We start from the raw sequence: 19909 nt of genomic DNA on the forward strand, positions 1-19909 counted from the left end.
ATTAGCGATTGTAGCAACTGATAAATTCTCTAAATACCCAACCCCAAACCCTGTATTTACCATTGTGATAACCAGAGATTTTCGCCCAAGGTCTTTCTTTATTATCATAGGCAATTTCCAAAATGTAAACTTCCTTGTCATTTTTCAATTGATTTATAATTCGACCATTGGGGACATCTCTTACATTTAAAGGAGTACCTGTAGGATCAGTGACTTTACAAACTTCCTCAGCTTTTGCAGGTGAAATTACAGCATTAACACCACCAAACAAAACTAAAGAAACAACCAAATAAGACCACACTTTCATAAAAATTTTTCCTTACTTTTAAAAACTATTGTATTTCATCAGTTAATCAAACCGCAACATTATTTTATGGATTAGTAAAAATTTCCTCAACACCTTGACAAATAGCATCTTCCATATCTTCCAGCGTTGCAGGTTTACCATCATATTTCAAACAACCTGCTACATCCTCCAATTTAGTTACTGGAAAAGGCTTTTTAGGTTTTAATAAAGCTGGTTTTGTTGTCATAAATTCTAACTTAGTGAGAAATTTCGACATATTGATTTCCATGATAGCTAGAAATAGACTCACCAGTAATTACAGAATAAAGGACATCAGGATCTAAATCTGCGCCATTATCCCAAGAAATTGTTCCCCATTCAGGGTTAACTTTCACGGTTTTAAAATATTCTATATCCCGTAAAGGTTGAAAAACACCAGTAAATTCAATTAATTGACTAACATCAATAATACCTTCTTTTCCATCTTCAAATTTCAGATAGAGTTGATATTTATCTTGAGGAACGACTTCTATAATGTCTTGTAGCATAATTTACTCTAAATAAATCTTTTTAATAAACCTCATCATGACTACCAATATCAACTAGCACAATCATTTCCTCTTGTGTATCTGAATCTTGTTTTAATGTATAGATAATTCGACAATCATAAGCTACAGAACAAGACCATAAACCGTCTAGCTGACCACTTAATTTATGAGACTTTAAAACAGGATTTAGATAATCAGATGCTAGTAATTCTAATACTTCAGAGATTTTATCCTGTAATTGAGGATTTTTTCTAATAATTCGTTTGAATGATCTTTTAAAACTACTATCCCAAACTAAAGTTTTCATTTTTCTTCCATAATATCAGCTAATAAATCTGTAACAGTGCCTTTTTTAGCCGTACCTGCTGACAAAGCAGCTAAAGTTTGCTCTGCATTCTTAGCTATTTCTAAACGACGTTTTTCAATTCTTCTTTTCTTAATTAATTCTACTAAAAAATCCTGATCCTCTTGAGAAAGATTTTCCACATATTCAATTACCTCTTGAAAAGATATAGTTTTATTCATAACCAACCCTAACCACTACAAATAAAAAACAACTTACCAAAATTCTAACATATTCTCTTCCTCGGCGACCTCTGCGCCTCTGCGTGAGAAAACAAAAAAAAGGACGAACCCAAAAGATTCGCCCAAAATTGCCAAAGAACACGCAAAACTTTAAACCTTAGCTTCCTCCCTTACCAACTTATCCCAACCCAAATCCTTCAAATTATTATTCCTTCTTAAAGGACGAGTTACCAACTCCAAAATATCCCGCGCATTACCAAAACCATGAATCTGTGCAAACGTAAACTCCACAGACCATTTAGTATTAATACCCCGCGCTTCCAAAGGATTTGCATGAGACATCCCAGTAATTACCAAATCAGGTTTTAACTCATAAATTCTTTGCACCTGATTGTAATTATCCGGCTTTTCCACAATCCTTGGTAAAGGAACATTCATTTCCTGACAAGTCTTTTCTAACAAAGCTAACTCCGCAGCTTGATAGCGTTTATCCATGTAAGGAATACCGATTTCTGGAACAGTCATTCCACAACGAACCAAAAACCGAGCTAAAGAAATTTCCAACAAATTATCACCCATGAAAAACACAGATTTACCGCGAATTAATTTCACGTAATCTTCTAAATTTTCCCAAATCTGCGCTTCTCTTTCATCTAAACCTTTGGGTGTAATGCCAAAAACAGAACAGATTTTTTCTACCCATGCACGAGTTCCATCTGGACCAATGGGAAATGGTGCGCCTATTAATTTACATTTCCTGCGTCTCATTAAAGTTGTTGCAGTACGACTCAGAAAAGGATTCACACCAGCAACATAATAACCTTCTTCTAAAACAGGTAATTCTGTAAATCTTTTTGCAGGTAGCCAACCAGAAACTTTAATACCTTGTTTCTTCAATTCTAAGGTTAATTGAGTTACTACCGGGTCAGGTAAAGAACCGAATAAAACCAAAGGTGGATGGTCTACATATTCTGCTTCTTCTTGGGCTACATCTTCTTTTTTCTTCCCAAAATGTAGTAACTTTTGAATTGCATTTCGTTCGCCTTTTTCTGTTTCTGAAACTGGTGCTTTATCAGGACAACGATTAGCCATTGCAGCTAACACCGTATCTTCTCCCTGAGTAAAAGCATAATCCAAACCATTAGCGCGAGCGACAACAATCGGAATACCAATTTCCGCTTCTAACTTGGGGGCTAAACCTTCCAAGTCCATTTTAATAATTTCCGTGGTACAAGTACCAATCCAAACGATAACACTAGGATTGCGATCGCGTTTAATTTGCTCACACAATCTTTTCAATTCATTATAATCATTTAACTGAGCCGAAATATCACCTTCCTCTAACTCAGCCATTGCATAACGGGGTTCAGCAAAAATCATCACCCCCATCGCATTTTGTAGAAAATAACCGCAGGTTTTTGTACCAATAACTAAAAAGAAACTATCTTCAATTTTTTGATATAACCAAGCCACACAACTAATAGGACAAAAAGTATGATAATTACCAGTTTCACATTCAAAATTTAAAGCGGTATTTTCTGTAGCGATAGTCATTGTCATATTCTCCCCTTAATTTTTAAGGCTTACAAGTCAGGAGCTTTTTATTTTGGATTTTGGATTTTGGATTTTGGATTGTTTTTGTTATCTCCAATCTAAAATCTAAAATCTAAAATCTAAAATTTTCTTCCCCAGTCCCCAGTCCCCAGTCCCCAGTCACCTATTCACTGATTTAATTGTTGGGGAAGAGACGAGCCATTTCTGACTCATCAAAAACCTCAGATGGTAATTCTTCACCTAAAAGGTTATTATTTTCTTCACCCTCTTCAAGAAGAGATGAATCATCTCCCCAAACATCAGAAATCACATCACGAAATTCACTTTCATCTGGTTGATTTAAATCATCAAATCCATTTTCATCAGACAGATTGAAATCATCTAAAGCTTGATGTTCGTTATCTTCTGTTAAATTGACAGTCTCAAAGGACATCCCGCTAAAGCCGTCTTCTGTTTCTAAATCAGGTGTTGATTGAAACTCATCTGTGATGCTTTCTTCAGATAAAGAAATCGAATCAAACGCATTGTCACTTACCAGTGAATCTTCTTCTTGCCATTTATGTTCACTGACATCCATTGTTAACTCTTGAACAGAGTCTTCTTCCTCAACAACGCTGAAATCATCGACTGCTGATGGTTCATCTTCAGAAATGTTTTCAGAAATGTCTTCCGTAACCTCTTGGGAAGCATGAGCATACATTTTTGGTTCTTGGGTAGGACTCAACCGATTACCAAGGACAATATCTGGGTCAAAATGTAGCCCTAGCACGTCAATTAGAGTATCAGCATCAGGATTTAATTTGGCAAAAGGAAACATCAACTGGGCTAATTTAGGTTCTAGGGCATTTACTACTCCCAGAATGAGGTAAGAGGAAGGACGCTTCCCGCCATCGGGGGTATAAACCGATTCCACTGCCATTTGCAAGGTAATCCAGTCACGGTTGATTTGAAAGAACTGTAACCACTTTTGTTTGATTGAATCCGTAAAACTATCAAAGAAGGCCATAATCTCCCCCATCCTGAAGAGGTAAATTGTTTTATACAATCATCAAGTCTAATTCCTCTTCCGGATTTGTTACCTGTGGTTTACTCGGATTTAAATAAAAATCTGACAAAAGTGAAAAAAGTTCACGATCAGGGGCATCGTTCGGAACGACACCTTCAGGACGCGCTAATATCTGATCAGCTATACTTAAATAATAGTCGCAAACGTATCTCAGGGAAGGATCTGACTCTGCCATCTCAAACAGCGTTTTTCCTTTAACTCGGGAAACACGGATATCTTCTATTAAAGGCAATACTTCTAAAACTGGCATTGGTACGGCTTCCACGTATTTCTCAATTAAGTCACGTTTAGCAGTACGATTACCGATTAACCCCGCTAGTCTCAGGGGGTGAGTTCTGGCTTTTTCACGGACGGAAGCAGCGATGCGGTTAGCAGCAAATAAGGCATCAAAACCGTTGTCTGTAACGATCATACAGTAGTCGGCATAGTTCAAAGGTGCTGCAAAACCACCACAAACCACATCACCGAGAACGTCAAATAAAATTACGTCATATTCATCAAAAGCGTTAAGTTCTTTTAAGAGTTTGACTGTTTCACCTACCACATAACCACCACACCCCGCACCGGCTGGAGGACCACCAGCTTCAACACAATCAACTCCACCATAACCTTTATAAATCACATCCTCTGGCCAAACATCTTCGTAGTGATAGTCTTTCTCTTGTAGGGTGTCGATGATGGTAGGAATCAAAAACCCGGTTAGGGTAAAGGTACTGTCGTGTTTGGGGTCACAACCAATTTGCAGCACTTTTTTACCCCGTTTAGCTAGGGCTACGGATATATTACAACTGGTTGTAGATTTACCGATACCGCCTTTTCCATACACTGCTAATTTCATTTTTTTTTACCTCTAATAGTTTATTTTCTTAGCTCGTACCTTTACCCAGCACTTAACCAGTTATGGAGATGTGTGAGGTCTGTGAGTGCCATTATTGTGCAAATTCCTAGAAAAGCAAAGGGTCTAAAAATCATAAAATCAAAGATAATTGATTTATTACAACGATATTTTGATTTTTAATTCTAAAATTAACTATAAAATCTCTAAAAAATCTTAAAAAATTGATTTATTGATATTTTTAAATTTTTTATATAAAAATAGTTATAAAAGACAAATTAGATAAAATACTATTTTATTAATGGTTTCCATAGAATTATTCAATCATGGATCAAGTTTATTAAGCAGCAAATAAGATGTTATTAATGATGAGCATAACTATCGTCAGTGCATACCAGGAGAATAGACTTGAGATTTGAGAGAGGATATAAATTTAGGGTAAATTTAGGGTTTTTGGGACTGGAGGAACACAAAAGTAATCTGCATCTATCTTTGATCTCTGAGTATCTGCGATCATTGTTGTTAATTAATATTAAATATTCAAAGATCTGAGAAAAGTTAATCAAATCATGACATAGTTAAATTTTATGTATGATCATGTACTATTATTAATTTTTTCCATATCATTAATTTCCTGTAAAGATTGCCAGCCTGCGTGCCATTGAGAGTTATCCTGTAATAATTTGGCATTGATCCAAAAACGCACATTAGGGTCACAAGCAGCTACCATTTCCGCATAGACCCATTTACCCTGATTTTTACGGTTAACAACTTGAAAATGTCGCCAACCATCAACTTTTTGCTGTGCTGTCCACTTAGAACCCAGTAAATGAGGAAACTTTTGTTTTTTGGGCATTTATTTATTGGTAATTTGGTGATTGGTGATTGGTAAAAATTTAAAAAATTAATATAATTTCTCGAACCCCAAACATCATACCAATAATATGGTAAACACATACTTGTATTTATAGACTCTCTTCTCTGCGACTCTGCGCCTCTGCGTGAAACAAAAAGCATTAAACAAAATTAGACAAAAAAGAAAAACTTTCACCAAGGTTTTACTTATTTTTTAACTCATAATTCACCCTTGGATTTTACATATATCATACCACAAAAATCTTGTGTGTCAATATCAATCCTGAAACGACGGAAACTCGTTAGGAATTGACATAGATTCTCAAAATTATTGAGAATAAAGGGGGTTAATTCTCAATAAACCACAGCGCACACTTTTTTTCCAGATCAGAGATTTAAAAAACTTATATATTATTGAGGTTACAGTTGACAGGTGACAGTAAATAATTAATTATCAATTACTCATGACCAGCTTAAACTAAATAACTGATGACTTGGGATAATACTACATCATGAGGATGTGAAGACCGATCCAGAAAAAGGCTAGGGTATTTTTACAATGACGATATGAAAGTCAAATATCAAAAAAACTATGCAACCGACTAATCCGAACCAATTTACAGAAAAAGCCTGGGAAGCGATCGCGCAAACACCAGAGATTGCTAAACAATACCAGCAGCAGCAACTAGAAAGCGAACATTTAATGAAAGCACTGCTGGAGCAGGATGGACTTGCTAACGCTATTTTTACTAAAGCCGGTGCAAACATCCCCAAAATCAGAGATTACACAGAACAATTTATTTCCCGTCAACCCAAAGTATCAGGAAGTAGCACATCTGTATATTTGGGTAAAAGTTTAGATACATTATTAGACAGATCGGAAAAATATCGCCAAGAATTTAAAGATGAATATATTTCCGTAGAACATATATTATTAGGATATGCTAAAGATGACAGACTTGGTAAAAGTCTACTGCAAGAAATTGGTTTAGACGAAGGCAAATTAAAGAATACTATTAAACAAATTCGTGGGAGTCAGAAAGTGACAGATCAAAGTCCAGAAGGAAAATATCAATCTTTAGAAAAATACGGACGTGACTTAACAGAAGCAGCACGTCAAGGAAAATTAGATCCGGTAATTGGTCGGGATGATGAAATTAGAAGAACCATTCAAATTCTTTCTCGGAGAACAAAAAATAATCCTGTATTAATTGGTGAACCTGGAGTTGGAAAAACCGCCATTGCGGAAGGTTTAGCACAGCGAATAGTTGCGGGTGACGTTCCCCAATCTTTGAAAGATAGAAAACTAATTGCTTTAGATATGGGGGCGTTAATTGCCGGGGCAAAATTTAGGGGAGAATTTGAAGAAAGACTGAAAGCAGTATTAAAAGAGGTTACCGAATCTGGCGGAAATATTGTATTATTTATAGATGAAATTCATACCGTTGTAGGTGCAGGTGCAACCCAAGGGGCGATGGATGCAGGTAACTTATTAAAACCCATGTTAGCACGGGGTGAACTGCGTTGTATTGGGGCGACAACTTTAGATGAATATCGCAAATATCTGGAAAAAGATGCTGCTTTAGAAAGACGTTTCCAACAAGTTTATGTAGACCAACCAGATGTACAAGATACGATTTCTATTTTGCGGGGTTTAAAAGAACGGTATGAAGTGCATCACGGGGTAAAAATTTCCGATAGTTCCTTAGTTGCTGCTGCGACTTTATCGAGTAGATATATTAGCGATCGCTTCCTGCCAGATAAAGCTATTGACTTGGTAGATGAAGCTGCTGCTAGGTTGAAGATGGAAATTACATCCAAACCAGAAGAACTAGACGAAATTGATCGGAAAATTCTCCAATTAGAAATGGAGAAATTGTCCTTACAAAAAGAAAGTGATTTAGCTTCCCGTGAACGTTTGGAAAGACTAGAAAAAGAACTTGCCGACTTTAAAGAAGAACAACGCGCACTCAGCGCCCAATGGCAATCAGAAAAAGATATTATCACCAAAATTCAATCTATCAAAGAAGAAATTGATCGAGTTAACTTAGAAATTCAACAAGCAGAAAGAAACTATGATCTTAACCGTGCTGCTGAATTGAAATATGGTAAACTCACAGAATTACACCGACAATTAGAAACCGTAGAAAGGGAACTAGCTAACGCCCAAGGAACAGGAAAATCATTATTAAGAGAAGAAGTCACCGAAGCGGACATTGCCGAAATTATTTCCAAATGGACAGGTATTCCCATTAGTAAATTAGTGGAATCAGAAAAAGAAAAATTACTGCATTTAGAAGATGAATTACATCAGCGAGTAATTGGACAAAGTGAAGCTGTCACTGCTGTAGCTGACGCTATTCAACGTTCTCGCGCTGGACTTGCTGATCCTAACCGCCCCATTGCTAGTTTTATTTTCCTTGGACCAACGGGAGTTGGTAAAACAGAATTAGCTAAAGCTTTAGCTGCTTATATGTTTGATACAGAAGAAGCTTTAGTCAGAATTGATATGTCAGAATACATGGAGAAACACGCCGTTTCTCGGTTAATTGGTGCGCCTCCAGGTTATGTTGGTTATGAAGAAGGTGGACAATTAACAGAAGCTATTCGTCGTCGTCCTTACGCAGTAATTTTATTCGACGAAATTGAAAAAGCGCACCCCGATGTATTTAACATTTTCCTGCAAATTTTAGATGATGGTCGCGTTACCGACTCCCAAGGAAGAACGGTAGACTTCAAAAATACCATTATCATCATGACTAGTAACATCGGTTCTCAATATATTCTCGATGTTGCTGGGGATGATTCACGGTATGATGAAATGCGTCATCGAGTTATGGAAACAATGCGGAATAGTTTCCGTCCTGAGTTCTTGAACCGCATTGATGAAATTATCATCTTCCACGGTTTACAAAAATCAGAACTGCGGGAAATTGTGCAACTGCAAGTAGATAGACTCAGACAAAGATTAACTGATAAAAAAATGTCCCTGCGACTTGCTGGATCTGCACTAGACTTTTTAGCAGAAGTTGGTTATGATCCTGTATTTGGTGCGAGACCATTAAAACGTGCCATTCAAAGAGAGTTAGAAACCCAAATTGCTAAAGCTATTTTGCGGGGTGAATTTAATGACGGTGATACAATTTTTGTTGATGTGCAAAATGAACGTCTAGCTTTTAGTCGTTTACCAGTGGAAGTGTTTAGCAGTTAGTTTAATGTTAGTATTTAGCTATCAGTATTCAGCAGTCCGTTATTTACAGGTTATGCAAAAATCACCAATTGATAAGATACGAAGTTATCAAATATTCTGACTCCTGTACGGGTTTAGCACTGCTAAAAACCTACTGACTTCTGAATACTAAATACTGATAATTAAACTGTGGAGAAAAATTGAAAAACCTAGTTTTTAAAAACTTTTAAAGGCTAGAAATTAGTTCCCCGACTTTTCAAAAAGTTGGGGTTTTGAGTTATAAATCATCAAAATAAACCATATACTAGGAGTGTAATCTATGTCTTTAGAACAGGTTGAAAGTTTTTATGAAATGTTGAATTTAGAACCTGGTGTATATGAATTATATTATAAAAATTGCCGTCAACCCGGAGTTTTTGATAATTCTCACTGGGAAACAAAAAAAATAGTTAATTTCGCTGCTACTTTTGGCTATATTTTTACCGAAGAAGAATTAGAGGACTTTTGGTTTGCAACTGAACCTGTGAGCTTGTCCTAAGTTGACAATTTCATAGACAAAACCCTACTTATATTGACAAAAATCAATATATTTTCCGGAAAAAATCAACTACTTGATATATAATACGGTGATATCAAGTATTGAATTGAGACTATTGCCGACGCGAAAACCAAGCAATGATGGTGGTAGTCTTTTTCAGAAACTTAATTGGAACACAATCGCGTTGGGCTACAGCGTGAAAGTCTACAGAGGGATAACCGCTCCCATGCTCCCGTTGAAGTAGAAAGTAAAGTCTAGCTTTGTCTAGGTTTTATATCGCAGAGTAAGTCGTAAATAGGTGATTGGTGATTGGTGATTGGGAAAATACAAATAATTTCCTCTGCTCCCCAGTTTCTTCCCCAGTCCCTAGTCACCAGTCCCCAACAACCAAAATTCCAAAATAGCTTTTGCCTGTGACATTACTGTTATTGACTTAACATCAGCACTTGTCGCATTTTCCGCATATTTTCTGGTAATTCCAAGTTCATTGCTTGTTGAATAAAAATTGAGGGGATGGGAATATTCGGCGTTGCTTGCACTGTATAGGCTAACAAAGTTCCATTTCCCATGTCTTTAAGTTCTAAGTTGGCATGGAAATCTTCAAATGTCCCTTTTTCCATGCGAAATTGTATTTGCTGTCCTAAGACTTCAACAACGCTGAGATAAATTTCTACTTGGGCAGTGAAAAATAAAAATGCTTTTTGTGCTGTTTGATATAGGCGCTTGACATCACCTTTGGTTATGATCTCGCTTCTTGTGACATCAGGGAAATATTGCACCCAACGGGGATAATCTGTAATCTGCTGCCAAACGTCGGAGCGAACTAAGGGTAAGTACATCCAAGCTGTGACAGCACCACCCCAGAGAGTATGCGATCTTGTTTGTAGCAAAATTTCACCTTGGATCAGTGACTTTTGTTTGTCTTGACTCCACAACATATCTAACCCTTTAGAACTTTGAATAGTTGATGAGATATCAGATACAGACATAGTGTTTTTCTCTACCCCTCAAACAATATTTATTAACCAAAAACTGAATCAAAAATTTAAATCTTCTAAAAAACCAGAGTTTGAAAGTTTCAACCAAGAAATTTCAGGATTTAAACCCACTCAATTTTAATTACAGTTCATTTTGTTGATTTTCTGGATATAATTTTATGGAAGTTGATTCTATCTACAAACTCTTACACCCTGTATTTAAATCTACCTGTTTGGCAGAAATGACTGACAGTATCATTTTTTCCGTCTTTCCCATTTTCTATTTCCTGCCCAAATAGATATGAACCTGCAACAAGTGGACATGATATAATTTTAAGTTAAACTGTAAGTTTTGCTGAAATTGCAAGGAAAATCCAATGAATCAATCTTCATTAAATCGCAAATTAACTCAAATTTTAGGTATCCTTCTTGGTATGGGAATAGCCTTATGGATACTCAGAGGTTTGGGTATTCTCACTTTTATTCCTGGTGGTGTGATTTGGTTATTGTTGTTTGGGGCGTTGGGGTTAGGCATTTTCAGTTATTTTCAACGCAGATTATGGCGTTTTTAAGATCCGTCCTCGGCAATAAGCAAGTACATATAGATTGATATCAAAATATAAATATATGGAATACTATGGAATAGTGGAAAGCTGAACTAATTAGTTTTAGGGCGCAAAATCCATGCAAAAATATATATGTACTGTCTGTGGCTATATCTATGATCCTGAAGTTGGTGATCCTGATGGTGGGATAGAACCAGGAACAGTTTTTGAAGATATCCCAGAAGACTGGTTTTGTCCTGTTTGCGGTGCTGCAAAAGAGGATTTTACACTTTTTGAAGAGTAAAGTAAGATTATTGAAAGATTTTTAAAGTTGTTACCCTTGCAAATTGTAGTTATTGGTGGTGGGGCGGCGGGTTTTTTTGGTGCGATCGCCTGTGCTGAAGCTAACCCCCAAGCCCAAGTTACTTTAATTGAAGCCAGTCGTAAACCCCTGGCTAAAGTTCTCATTTCTGGTGGGGGAAGGTGCAACGTCACTCACGCTTGTTTTTCTCCTGAAGAGTTGGTGCAAAATTACCCTAGAGGTGGTAAAGCTTTGCGGGGTGCTTTTACTCGTTTCCAACCTCTTGACACTGTAGCTTGGTTTGCGGCTCATGGTGTAAATTTGAAAACTGAAGCTGATGGACGGATGTTTCCCATTACAGATCGTTCGGAAACCATTGTAGAATGTTTGATTAAAGCTGCTTTTAATGCTGGGCTAAAACTGAGTATTGGTACTCCTGTAATTTCTGTAAAACGCCAAAACGAGGGTTTTGAAGTTATTTTCAAGTCGGGAGAAACGAAATATTGCGATAGCGAAGCGCTGCTGCAAGCAGATCGCCTAATTTTAGCTACAGGTAGCAGTTTAATAGGTTATAAAATCGCTAGAGAGTTAGGTCATCACATCGAAACCCCTGTTCCCTCTTTATTTACTTTTAACATTGCTGATCCAAAATTACGAGCATTGGCAGGAATTGGCGTTAATCCTGTAAGTTTGAGTTTATCAATTGCAGATAAAAAACCTTTACAACAAACAGGACCTTTATTAATCACTCATTGGGGTGTCAGTGGACCTGCGGTACTGAAGCTTTCCGCTTGGGGTGCAAGAATACTCCATGAAAACCGCTATCAATGCAAATTATACATTAATTGGTTGCCCAACTTGCCACAAGAGGAAGTGAGACAAAGGCTTTTAGCGGTAAAACAGGAATGGGGCAAAAAAGCGATCGCTCTCCATCGTGGTGTTGACTTACCCCATCGACTGTGGCAATATCTAATTAGCCGTATAAGTATTACTACTGAAGACCGCTGGGCAGAAATATCTAACAAAACCTTAAATCAGTTAGTTCAAGAAATATCTCAGGGAGAATACTTAATTAGTGGTAAAGGAGTTTTCAAAGAAGAATTTGTCACCTGTGGGGGTGTCAACATCAAGGAGGTTAACTTTAAAACAATGGAAAGTAAGCTAGTTCCGGGTTTATACTTTGCTGGGGAAATATTGGATATTGATGGTATAACTGGCGGTTTTAACTTCCAAAGTGCTTGGACAACTGCATATTTAGCTGGACAGTCAATGACTCAAACGAGTAATTCCTAACTGTCACCAAACAAGATCAGAATTAAGGCATGATGATGATCAGAAACCTCAGATACTCAAAATTAAATCATGTTATTCAGCGAAATTGTTAGTAAATTAAGTGACAATATTCAAGCTCACAGTCTCACCCCTAACCCGGAAGTAAACCCAGAAATTACCGGAGTTGCAGCTATAGATGAAGCGACAAACGGTACTATTACTTATGTGGAAGGGGCTAAATTTGCCTCTTTAGTTAATTCTACTGATGCTAGTGCCTTAATTTTACCCCTGGATGAAAAATTACACACTCAAGCTACAGAAAGGGGTATTGCTTGGTTAGCAACTCCCGAACCCCGGTTATTGTTTGCTCAAGCGATCGCTCTTTTTTATCAACCTTATCAACCTACCCCAGAAATTCATCCCAGTGCCGTTATTGACCCTACCGCCAAAATCGGTAATGATGTTTATATTGGCGCTCATGTTGTCATTTCTCCAGGTGCAGAAATTGGCAATGGTGTAATTATTCACCCCAACGTCGTGATTTATCCTGATGCCAAAATTGGCGATCGCACCACCTTACACGCTAACTGTACCATCCATGAACGTACCCAAATCGGTGCAGACTGCGTAATTCATAGCGGTGCTGTCATCGGTGCAGAAGGTTTTGGTTTTGTTCCCACTCGCACAGGTTGGTTAAAAATGGAACAATCTGGTTATACAGTTTTAGAAGATGGGGTAGAAATAGGTTGTAACAGTGCAGTTGATCGTCCCGCAGTCGGTGAAACCCGCATTGGCAAAAATACTAAAATTGACAACTTAGTACAAATCGGTCACGGTTGCCAAATCGGCTCAGGTTGTGCTATAGCTGGACAAGCGGGGATGGCTGGAGGTGTGAAAGTAGGAAACCGAGTCATTTTAGCCGGACAAAGCGGAATAGCAAACCAAGTAACAATTGGAGATGGGGCGATCGCCTCTGCTCAAACAGGTATTCACAGCGATGTTGCACCAGGGGAAATTGTCTCTGGTTCTCCTGCCATACCACACAAATTATACCTGAAAGTATCTGCTGTTTATAGTCGTCTCCCAGATATATATCAAACTTTCAAACAACTACAACGTCAACTACGGAAAAATTAATCTGAATTTTTTTGTGGAACAGGCATCTTGCCTGTTTTGAATTGATAATATTTTACTATTTTTGATAATTTTAGCTATTGAACCAATCTTCACCCCCTGGTAATTGAGCAAAATAATCATCCACAACATCAGGTAATTCCCTATTGGTATACCTATATGTCATTCCTAATAACTGAGTTGCATTTAATATCAACTGTGGTTTATTTAACATTTGGGAAATTTGTTTTCGTTTTAAAGTACCGTTCAAAACCTCTAAACTAGCATCCGCTATTGCTGGTGTCAGTTCATCTTCGAGGTAAATTTGCCATTCATCTTCATTGATATAATGAGATTTTTTATTATCTTTTAGATTGATTTTTTTGATTTCTATCAATGAATTACGAATAGAAGCAGCCCAAGAATTTGTTAATCTCTGCTCAATTTGATTTTTAATTAAATGAATCAACAGAATTTTTAAAAAAGCCTGGATATTACGTATAATTGCTTGTTTACTCATTCCCTCTAATTCATCAACAATTGCCAGAGCATCTGTGTAACGTCCTGCTAAAATGCTATTTCTGAGGTCAATTAATTCCTGTGTCATCTGTATTCACCTCAAACTATAAATAAAAGAATATTTATTCAGACAATGCTTAATTATATTTTATAGTTAAATTTGTTCATTTGTCTAACTTGAATCAGCAGGTTTTGATATATTCTGGAGATGACACCATCAAAAGCGCGGAGAACCAGAATTGTGAAGTTACATAAACCAATATTAGTGGGAGGACTAGGTTTGTCCTTTTCCCTGTGGATGTTAGACACCTGGCATGATTCAATAGTACAGGTAGGAGAGTTTGGCCTGTTGAGTGCTTTAGCAGTGGGTGGGGGTTTGTGGTTGTTGCAGAAAAACCGCCCCCAGATTGGTGAACAGCTAGATAATATGGTTATAGATAGGTCATCTGTAGAAAATGCAGTCAATAAAACCCAAGCTATCATCAACCAACTCGCACAAGAAGCAGTCAACCATCCCAGCTTAACAACTTTACGTGAACAACTGGAACAATTACTTTTAGAGTTGGATAGACGAGAAATTCAAATTGCTGTTACAGGTGGTAAGTCTGTAGGTAAAAGTACAATTATTCAAACTCTCAAAAATGTAGAGACGTTGCATGAAACGTCTCTACAATATACAGAAACAGCACCTTTATTTACAGGAATGAATGGAAATTCTGATGCAGTCACATTATCAGAACTGCAAAAATCTGATTTTGTTTTATTTCTCACCAATGGAGATTTGACAGATTCAGAATTTCAAGTTTTGCAACAATTAAAAGCTGTAAAACAATCAGTATTGCTGGTTTTTAATAAACAAGACCAGTATATAGTAGATGAACGCCCGACAATTTTGCAATCCTTGAAACAAAGAGTTTCTGGTAATGTAGTTGCAACTTCCGCTTCACCCTTACCTGTAAAAGTGAGAAAACATGAAGCTGATGGTTCTGTACAAGAATGGATGGAAAAACCAACACCAAACATTCAAGAATTAACAGAAAAATTAGTTGAAGTTTTAACCCAACAAAAACAGCAGTTAGTTTGTACAACAACAATGCGGAAAGTGCTGTTACTCAAAGCGGAAGCAAAAAATTGTTTAAATAGCATCAGACGCGATCGCTCAACACCCATCATAGAACAAAATCAGTGGATAGCTGCTGCTGCTGCTTTTGCTAACCCAGTTCCCGCATTAGACATATTAGCAACTGCGGCCATTAACGCGCAAATGGTAATGGACTTAGGTAGTATTTATCAACAAAAAATTTCCTTAGAACAGGCGCAACAAGTAGCGGTAACAATGGGAAGCTTAATGTTGAAATTAGGATTAGTAGAATTATCTACTAGAGCAGTAACAGGTATTCTTAAAACTAATGCTGTCACCTTCGTTGCAGGGGGGGTAGTTGAAGGTGTGAGTGCTGCTTATTTAACCAAAGTTGCTGGTTTAAGTTTGGTTGAATATTTTGAACAGCAAGAAATAGCATTAGAAACAGGAACTGGTTTAAACCTGGAAAAATTACGCCAAGTTTTGCAAAATGTATTCCAGCAAAATCAAAAAATTGCTGTTTTGGAAGCATTTGTGAAACAAGGTGTGAAACGGTTATTACCAGAAACAAAACCAGTTGAAGTATTGGGATAATTTTGTACACAGAAATTACAAACCCGCTTGCAGTGGAGTTATTCCCAAATAAAAAGCGGGTTTTATTGTCAGAATTTAGCAGTCAGAATTCAGAAGTCAAAATATTTTTTAAAGCACTCAAATTTCATGCGATTTTGAACATATTTATTTTTTTGTAGGGTTTATGATAATATCTGTGATTTTCTCAGATGTTGACACTATTAGTAAATTTATGACACCTCAAGAATTTTTGGATAATTTAGCTACAGCAAAAACAGACTCAGAAAAACTCGTTGTTTTTGCAAGATATCTAGACACAACAGCATTAGATCATGCAACCACCCCCAGATGGAAAAGTTTAGCTTACAGTATGGAAATTCAATTTGCACTCAATAACCTTGCTTTTCATTTAGAAGCATTAGCTGAAAAAGCAAATTAATGATTGAAAATAATACTTAATAGGTATGATTTTTTTGTACCTATCAAGTAATTATATTTTTTGGTTAAACTCTCCTAAATACCTGATTTATCAATTCACAAATTCCTTAAAGCTGACGATAAACAGCAAATAAATAATCATTATATTTGTGTTCAACCTCAAGATTGGTAAACGCCCAAGCGACTGGATAAGGGTTTTGATATTCTCCTAAAATATTTATCTTGTGACAAACACCAGGAATTTTGGTTAAATATTTGTTGTTTAAAGGTGAATCACAAACAAATAAACCTCTAGCTGTGTATGTTGTACCTATGATACTTAAGCTATGATTAATTATGATTGCTACATAGTATTTATCATCAGCAGAATGCAGCACTTGAACTAAGTCATTATGAGTAATACCAAGTAAACGAGTAGGTAATTTAAAATCTGCGCTGGTGTCTAAGGGGAGGTTTTGAGTCTTTACCCAAGTGATAATTTCTTGATGTTTTTTTAATGTTTTACGTTTTTGGAAAAAATATTTGACTTCGGTGAATAATTTAGTGATTGGGTATATTAGTTGTAGTGCGATTAATATCAAAGTCATGAATATTCTTTGGATTTTCAGCATTTTTTTACCCCTGGTTGTTATAATTGAGATTATAAAACATTTTAATTCAAGAATACTTGTAATATCCTATGCAACCTAAACATCCTTGGTTACAAAAATGTATACAAAAGTTGGAAGAATTACCTCAAATAGAGACAACAACAACTATAGAACCTTTCTTAGAAAACACTTTAGCGGATGGGTTGTTAACAATATATACGCCTCATAACCAAGTTAAATATTTAGTTGAAATTAAAGCATCCATCACTTTAGATACAGTTGATGCAAATATTAATTATATCAATCATCTGAAGCAAAAACTGAGCAGTGATAAGAGAACATTGCTAATTACAGACACACTTTCTGATGCTGTTGTAGATTCATTACTAGAAAACAATATAGAATTTATTGACACTACAGGTAATATTTACCTCAACAATTCAGCACTATATATTTTAGTTAGAAGTAGTTCACAACAGAGCAAAAAATTACTCTCTGCTCCTAAAATTACTACCAGCACCCTAAAAATTGCTTATGCTCTACTTCAAGATCCAAGTGTTTTACAATATCATAATTTAGAACAAATTGTCAACGTAGCAGTTGTTGATTCTACGACTGTGAAACTCAGTCTTTTAGAACTGATAGCGAATGCTGCGGGAGTTGATACTAAAACAGTAAAACGCAGTCTCGAAACTTTGTATCAACTGAATTATTTACAGCGTCAACGCAGTGGAACATATCGAATTGAAAATTACACAAAACTCTTAGAAAGATGGGAAATGGGGTATATAGAAAATTTGCGTCCAGAACTTTTGATAGGAACATTTACCCCTAGAGAAAATATCAATATAGATTTTAACGATATATCAAACCAAATACTAGAAATAGCCCAAAATCAAAAAATTATAATTGGAGGAGAATTAGGTGCTGCAATACTCACAGGGTATTTAAAACCTATCAGCATGACTATTCATATTCCTGAAGAATACAATTATCGCGTGATAACAACCATGTTGCGTCTCAAACCAGACCCCAAGGGTAATATTATCATTTTGAAGCAATTTGGTAATAAAAATCAACCTAAATATCACTTGTCCGAACCTGTTGCAGACCCGTTACTTATTCATGCAGAATTGTCTTTAAATCCAGATACAAGACTCAAAGAAACAGCTAAACGTTTGTATGAAAAATATATTTCTGAATGTATACCTAAAACTTTAGATGATCAAGAATGGGATGAAACTTTTGATAAAATAGTGAAACGTTTTGCAGCATTGCAATATGGGTTCACTAATTTTTCTGAATGATTTATTGTTGTGAGTTAAACTTTTTTAAGGCGCTAATTAATCAAAAACTAGGTAAATCCTGATCTGAATATCCAGTACCAACAACAGCAGGAGGAGTAGTATTAGCTTGCTTTTTAATGAGTTCTAGCAAAGCTTCATTACAACGTTCCGCAATTTCTGGATATTTATTTGCTATCCATTCAAGTTCTGTCACACCAGAAGGATCACTAATATCAATCCCCAGATTTACTAATTCTTCGGTATGTTGCAGTGCGAGATTGAAAATACCTTCAAAATCTATAAATTCTTCGTACATGATTATATTTTAGTAATCCACCAATTTTAGTATAGTTGAATCATCTCACGCAAAGGCGCAAAGACGCAAAGAGTTAAATTTTGCATTTTCCAACTAACCCGCCTACGATTTCAATCGTAGTCTAATAGCCAAAGTCCACTAAAGTGGACTGAAAAGCAATCTTTAGTCTACTTTAGTAGACTTGATCTATGAGACAGGGAATTCATTCCCTGGCGGATTGTGGGATAATTAGAAGATGTGAATAAAAAACTATTTATGTTTTTATTTACGCTTATCAAAAAAACTTAGGGTTGTTTTCATGAGTAAAATTCCCACTATCTTCTCCTTTTTCTCCGGTTCAGGTTTCCTCGATTTAGGATTTGAAACTACAGGTTATAAAATCGCCTACGTTAACGAAATATTCCCCCCTTTCATATCTGCTTATCGCTATTCACGGGAAATTCTTAAACTCCCATCTCCTGAATATGGATATCATGAAGGTGAAACAGCAGACGTAAGTAAATTAACAGAAGGAACACAAGCACAAAAATTAAATGAATTAGTCAAAGATTCCCGGAAATTAAATAATATAATTGGCTTTATTGGTGGTCCACCTTGTCCTGATTTTTCTATTGGTGGTAAAAATAAAGGGCATTTAGGCGATAATGGTAAATTATCAGCTTCTTATATTGAGTTGATTTGTCAAAATTCACCTGATTTCTTTTTGTTTGAAAATGTTAAGGGTTTATGGAAAACTAAAAAACATCGTTTGTTTTATGAATCTTTGAAAATTAAATTACAAGAAGCAGGTTATATTTTAACAGAACGTTTAATAAATGCTATTGAATATGGTGTAGCTCAAGATAGAGATAGAATTATTTTAATAGGTTTTAAAAATAATCTTCTCAATGATATGGAAATTGATGATTTTACCTTTCCCTGGGAAGAATATATTTTATATCCTCGAAATCAAGTGTTTACATATCCTTGGAGTAAAACCGAGCCATTTAAAGAAGATTATATCACCTATTGTCCTGATAATATTCCTCAAGAATTAACTGTTGAATATTGGTTTTTAAAAAATAATGTGCTTAATCATCCTAATTCAAAACATTATTTTCAACCACGAGCAGGTATCACTAAATTTTTAACTATTGCTGAAGGGGATGATTCAAAAAAGTCATTTAAACGTTTACACCGATGGCGATATTCTCCCACAGCTTGTTATGGAAATAACGAAGTACATTTACATCCTTACAAAGTGCGACGTATTTCTGTAGCTGAAGCTTTAGCTATTCAATCTTTACCCGCTAATTTTTCTCTACCAGAAAATATGTCACTTACGAATATGTTTAAAACCGTGGGTAATGGTGTTCCGTACTTAGCAGGGAAAGCATTAGCCCAAAGTATACTTGATTTTTTGTATATTAAAAAGTTTTCTGACTCCTGACTCCTCCAAATATGATTTAATAGATAAGAAATGTTTTATTTTTTCATTAACTTTAATAATTCCTAACTGGCA

At 36.0% G+C, this 19909-nt stretch carries 23 protein-coding genes; 10 read left to right on the forward strand and 13 right to left on the reverse strand.

The features are described 5' to 3' along the window. Nucleotide 1: 1 nt before the first annotated feature. From IQ237_RS07465 to IQ237_RS07505, 9 genes are all read right to left on the reverse strand, one after another. Complete coding sequence (locus tag IQ237_RS07465; RefSeq protein ID WP_194053775.1) at nt 2–307, reverse strand: SH3 domain-containing protein; 306 nt, start codon at nt 305–307, stop codon at nt 2–4. Nucleotides 308–371: 64 nt separating this feature from the next. Beyond that, the gene (locus IQ237_RS07470) at nt 372–563 is read right to left on the reverse strand and encodes a hypothetical protein (protein ID WP_375539900.1); all 192 of its coding nucleotides are present in this window, start codon (nt 561–563) and stop codon (nt 372–374) included. Then, entirely contained in the window at nt 544–834 is a 291-nt protein-coding gene (locus tag IQ237_RS07475; RefSeq protein WP_194053776.1) for a DUF2442 domain-containing protein, read from the reverse strand. Before IQ237_RS07475 ends, IQ237_RS07470 begins: the two co-directional genes overlap by 20 nt. 22 nt (nt 835–856) lie before the next feature. Continuing rightward, a complete protein-coding gene (locus IQ237_RS07480) occupies nt 857–1141 on the reverse strand; it encodes a type II toxin-antitoxin system mRNA interferase toxin, RelE/StbE family (RefSeq protein ID WP_194053777.1) in 285 nt (94 codons plus the stop codon). Then, nucleotides 1138–1359, reverse strand: coding sequence for a hypothetical protein (locus tag IQ237_RS07485; protein WP_194053778.1), 222 nt, complete (start codon nt 1357–1359; stop codon nt 1138–1140). The genes IQ237_RS07480 and IQ237_RS07485 overlap by 4 nt, the downstream gene beginning before the upstream one ends. Before the next feature lie 150 nt (nt 1360–1509). Then, complete coding sequence (locus IQ237_RS07490) at nt 1510–2913, reverse strand: ferredoxin:protochlorophyllide reductase (ATP-dependent) subunit N (RefSeq protein ID WP_194053779.1); 1404 nt, start codon at nt 2911–2913, stop codon at nt 1510–1512. A 175-nt stretch (nt 2914–3088) separates the two neighbouring features. After that, nucleotides 3089–3919, reverse strand: coding sequence for a DUF5331 domain-containing protein (locus IQ237_RS07495; protein WP_194053780.1), 831 nt, complete (start codon nt 3917–3919; stop codon nt 3089–3091). Nucleotides 3920–3950: 31 nt separating this feature from the next. Continuing rightward, complete coding sequence (gene bchL, locus IQ237_RS07500) at nt 3951–4817, reverse strand: ferredoxin:protochlorophyllide reductase (ATP-dependent) iron-sulfur ATP-binding protein (RefSeq protein ID WP_096572308.1); 867 nt, start codon at nt 4815–4817, stop codon at nt 3951–3953. Between the two features lie 592 nt (nt 4818–5409). Further along, nucleotides 5410–5670: a TIGR02450 family Trp-rich protein gene (locus IQ237_RS07505; protein WP_194053781.1), complete on the reverse strand. Its 261-nt coding sequence runs from the start codon at nt 5668–5670 to the stop codon at nt 5410–5412. A gap of 591 nt (nt 5671–6261) precedes the next feature. Between IQ237_RS07505 and clpB the strand changes: the two genes are divergently transcribed. Next, complete coding sequence (gene clpB / locus IQ237_RS07510; RefSeq protein WP_194053782.1) at nt 6262–8880, forward strand: ATP-dependent chaperone ClpB; 2619 nt, start codon at nt 6262–6264, stop codon at nt 8878–8880. 298 nt (nt 8881–9178) lie between these two features. Next, on the forward strand, nt 9179–9397 hold the full coding sequence (locus IQ237_RS07515; protein ID WP_194053783.1) for a hypothetical protein: 219 nt from the start codon (nt 9179–9181) through the stop codon (nt 9395–9397). A gap of 425 nt (nt 9398–9822) precedes the next feature. Here IQ237_RS07515 and IQ237_RS07520 read toward each other — a convergent pair whose 3' ends face one another. After that, nucleotides 9823–10386, reverse strand: a complete 564-nt coding sequence (locus IQ237_RS07520; protein ID WP_194053784.1) for an SRPBCC family protein — start codon at nt 10384–10386, stop codon at nt 9823–9825. Between the two features lie 365 nt (nt 10387–10751). On the opposite strand from IQ237_RS07520, the gene IQ237_RS07525 reads away from it, so the two are divergent. The 4 genes from IQ237_RS07525 (at nt 10752) to lpxD (ending at nt 13629) form a co-directional block, all read left to right on the forward strand. Continuing rightward, complete coding sequence (locus IQ237_RS07525; protein ID WP_096572303.1) at nt 10752–10946, forward strand: hypothetical protein; 195 nt, start codon at nt 10752–10754, stop codon at nt 10944–10946. Between the two features lie 112 nt (nt 10947–11058). Then, a complete protein-coding gene (gene rd, locus IQ237_RS07530; RefSeq protein ID WP_194053785.1) occupies nt 11059–11223 on the forward strand; it encodes a rubredoxin in 165 nt (54 codons plus the stop codon). A gap of 27 nt (nt 11224–11250) precedes the next feature. After that, a complete protein-coding gene (locus IQ237_RS07535; protein ID WP_194053787.1) occupies nt 11251–12513 on the forward strand; it encodes an NAD(P)/FAD-dependent oxidoreductase in 1263 nt (420 codons plus the stop codon). Between the two features lie 69 nt (nt 12514–12582). After that, nucleotides 12583–13629, forward strand: coding sequence for a UDP-3-O-(3-hydroxymyristoyl)glucosamine N-acyltransferase (gene lpxD, locus IQ237_RS07540; protein ID WP_194053789.1), 1047 nt, complete (start codon nt 12583–12585; stop codon nt 13627–13629). A gap of 70 nt (nt 13630–13699) precedes the next feature. On the opposite strand, the gene IQ237_RS07545 is transcribed toward lpxD, so the two are convergent. Further along, nucleotides 13700–14212: a DUF29 family protein gene (locus IQ237_RS07545; protein WP_194053791.1), complete on the reverse strand. Its 513-nt coding sequence runs from the start codon at nt 14210–14212 to the stop codon at nt 13700–13702. A 210-nt stretch (nt 14213–14422) separates the two neighbouring features. Between IQ237_RS07545 and IQ237_RS07550 the strand changes: the two genes are divergently transcribed. Continuing rightward, nucleotides 14423–15799 (forward strand): DUF697 domain-containing protein, encoded by a 1377-nt coding sequence (locus tag IQ237_RS07550; protein ID WP_194053937.1) that lies wholly within the window; start codon nt 14423–14425, stop codon nt 15797–15799. Between the two features lie 211 nt (nt 15800–16010). Then, nucleotides 16011–16217, forward strand: a complete 207-nt coding sequence (locus IQ237_RS07555; protein ID WP_096572883.1) for a hypothetical protein — start codon at nt 16011–16013, stop codon at nt 16215–16217. Between the two features lie 106 nt (nt 16218–16323). Here the strand turns inward: IQ237_RS07555 and IQ237_RS07560 are convergent, their stop codons facing one another. Beyond that, nucleotides 16324–16803 (reverse strand): hypothetical protein, encoded by a 480-nt coding sequence (locus IQ237_RS07560; protein WP_228019837.1) that lies wholly within the window; start codon nt 16801–16803, stop codon nt 16324–16326. Between the two features lie 92 nt (nt 16804–16895). Between IQ237_RS07560 and IQ237_RS07565 the strand changes: the two genes are divergently transcribed. Continuing rightward, nucleotides 16896–18113 carry a type IV toxin-antitoxin system AbiEi family antitoxin gene (locus IQ237_RS07565; RefSeq protein ID WP_194053793.1) on the forward strand — a complete coding sequence of 406 codons (1218 nt, stop codon included), beginning with the start codon at nt 16896–16898 and terminating at the stop codon, nt 18111–18113. Nucleotides 18114–18153: 40 nt separating this feature from the next. Here the strand turns inward: IQ237_RS07565 and IQ237_RS26190 are convergent, their stop codons facing one another. Further along, on the reverse strand, nt 18154–18408 hold the full coding sequence (locus IQ237_RS26190) for a hypothetical protein (RefSeq protein ID WP_228019839.1): 255 nt from the start codon (nt 18406–18408) through the stop codon (nt 18154–18156). A gap of 298 nt (nt 18409–18706) precedes the next feature. Here IQ237_RS26190 and IQ237_RS07575 point away from each other — a divergent pair, with 298 nt between their 5' ends. After that, a complete protein-coding gene (locus tag IQ237_RS07575) occupies nt 18707–19837 on the forward strand; it encodes a DNA cytosine methyltransferase (RefSeq protein ID WP_194053794.1) in 1131 nt (376 codons plus the stop codon). Nucleotides 19838–19909: the final 72 nt, after the last annotated feature.

Origin of the sequence: Sphaerospermopsis sp. LEGE 08334 (genome assembly GCF_015207205.1) — a bacterium.
In the GTDB taxonomy this organism is placed as follows: Bacteria; Cyanobacteriota; Cyanobacteriia; order Cyanobacteriales; family Nostocaceae; genus Sphaerospermopsis.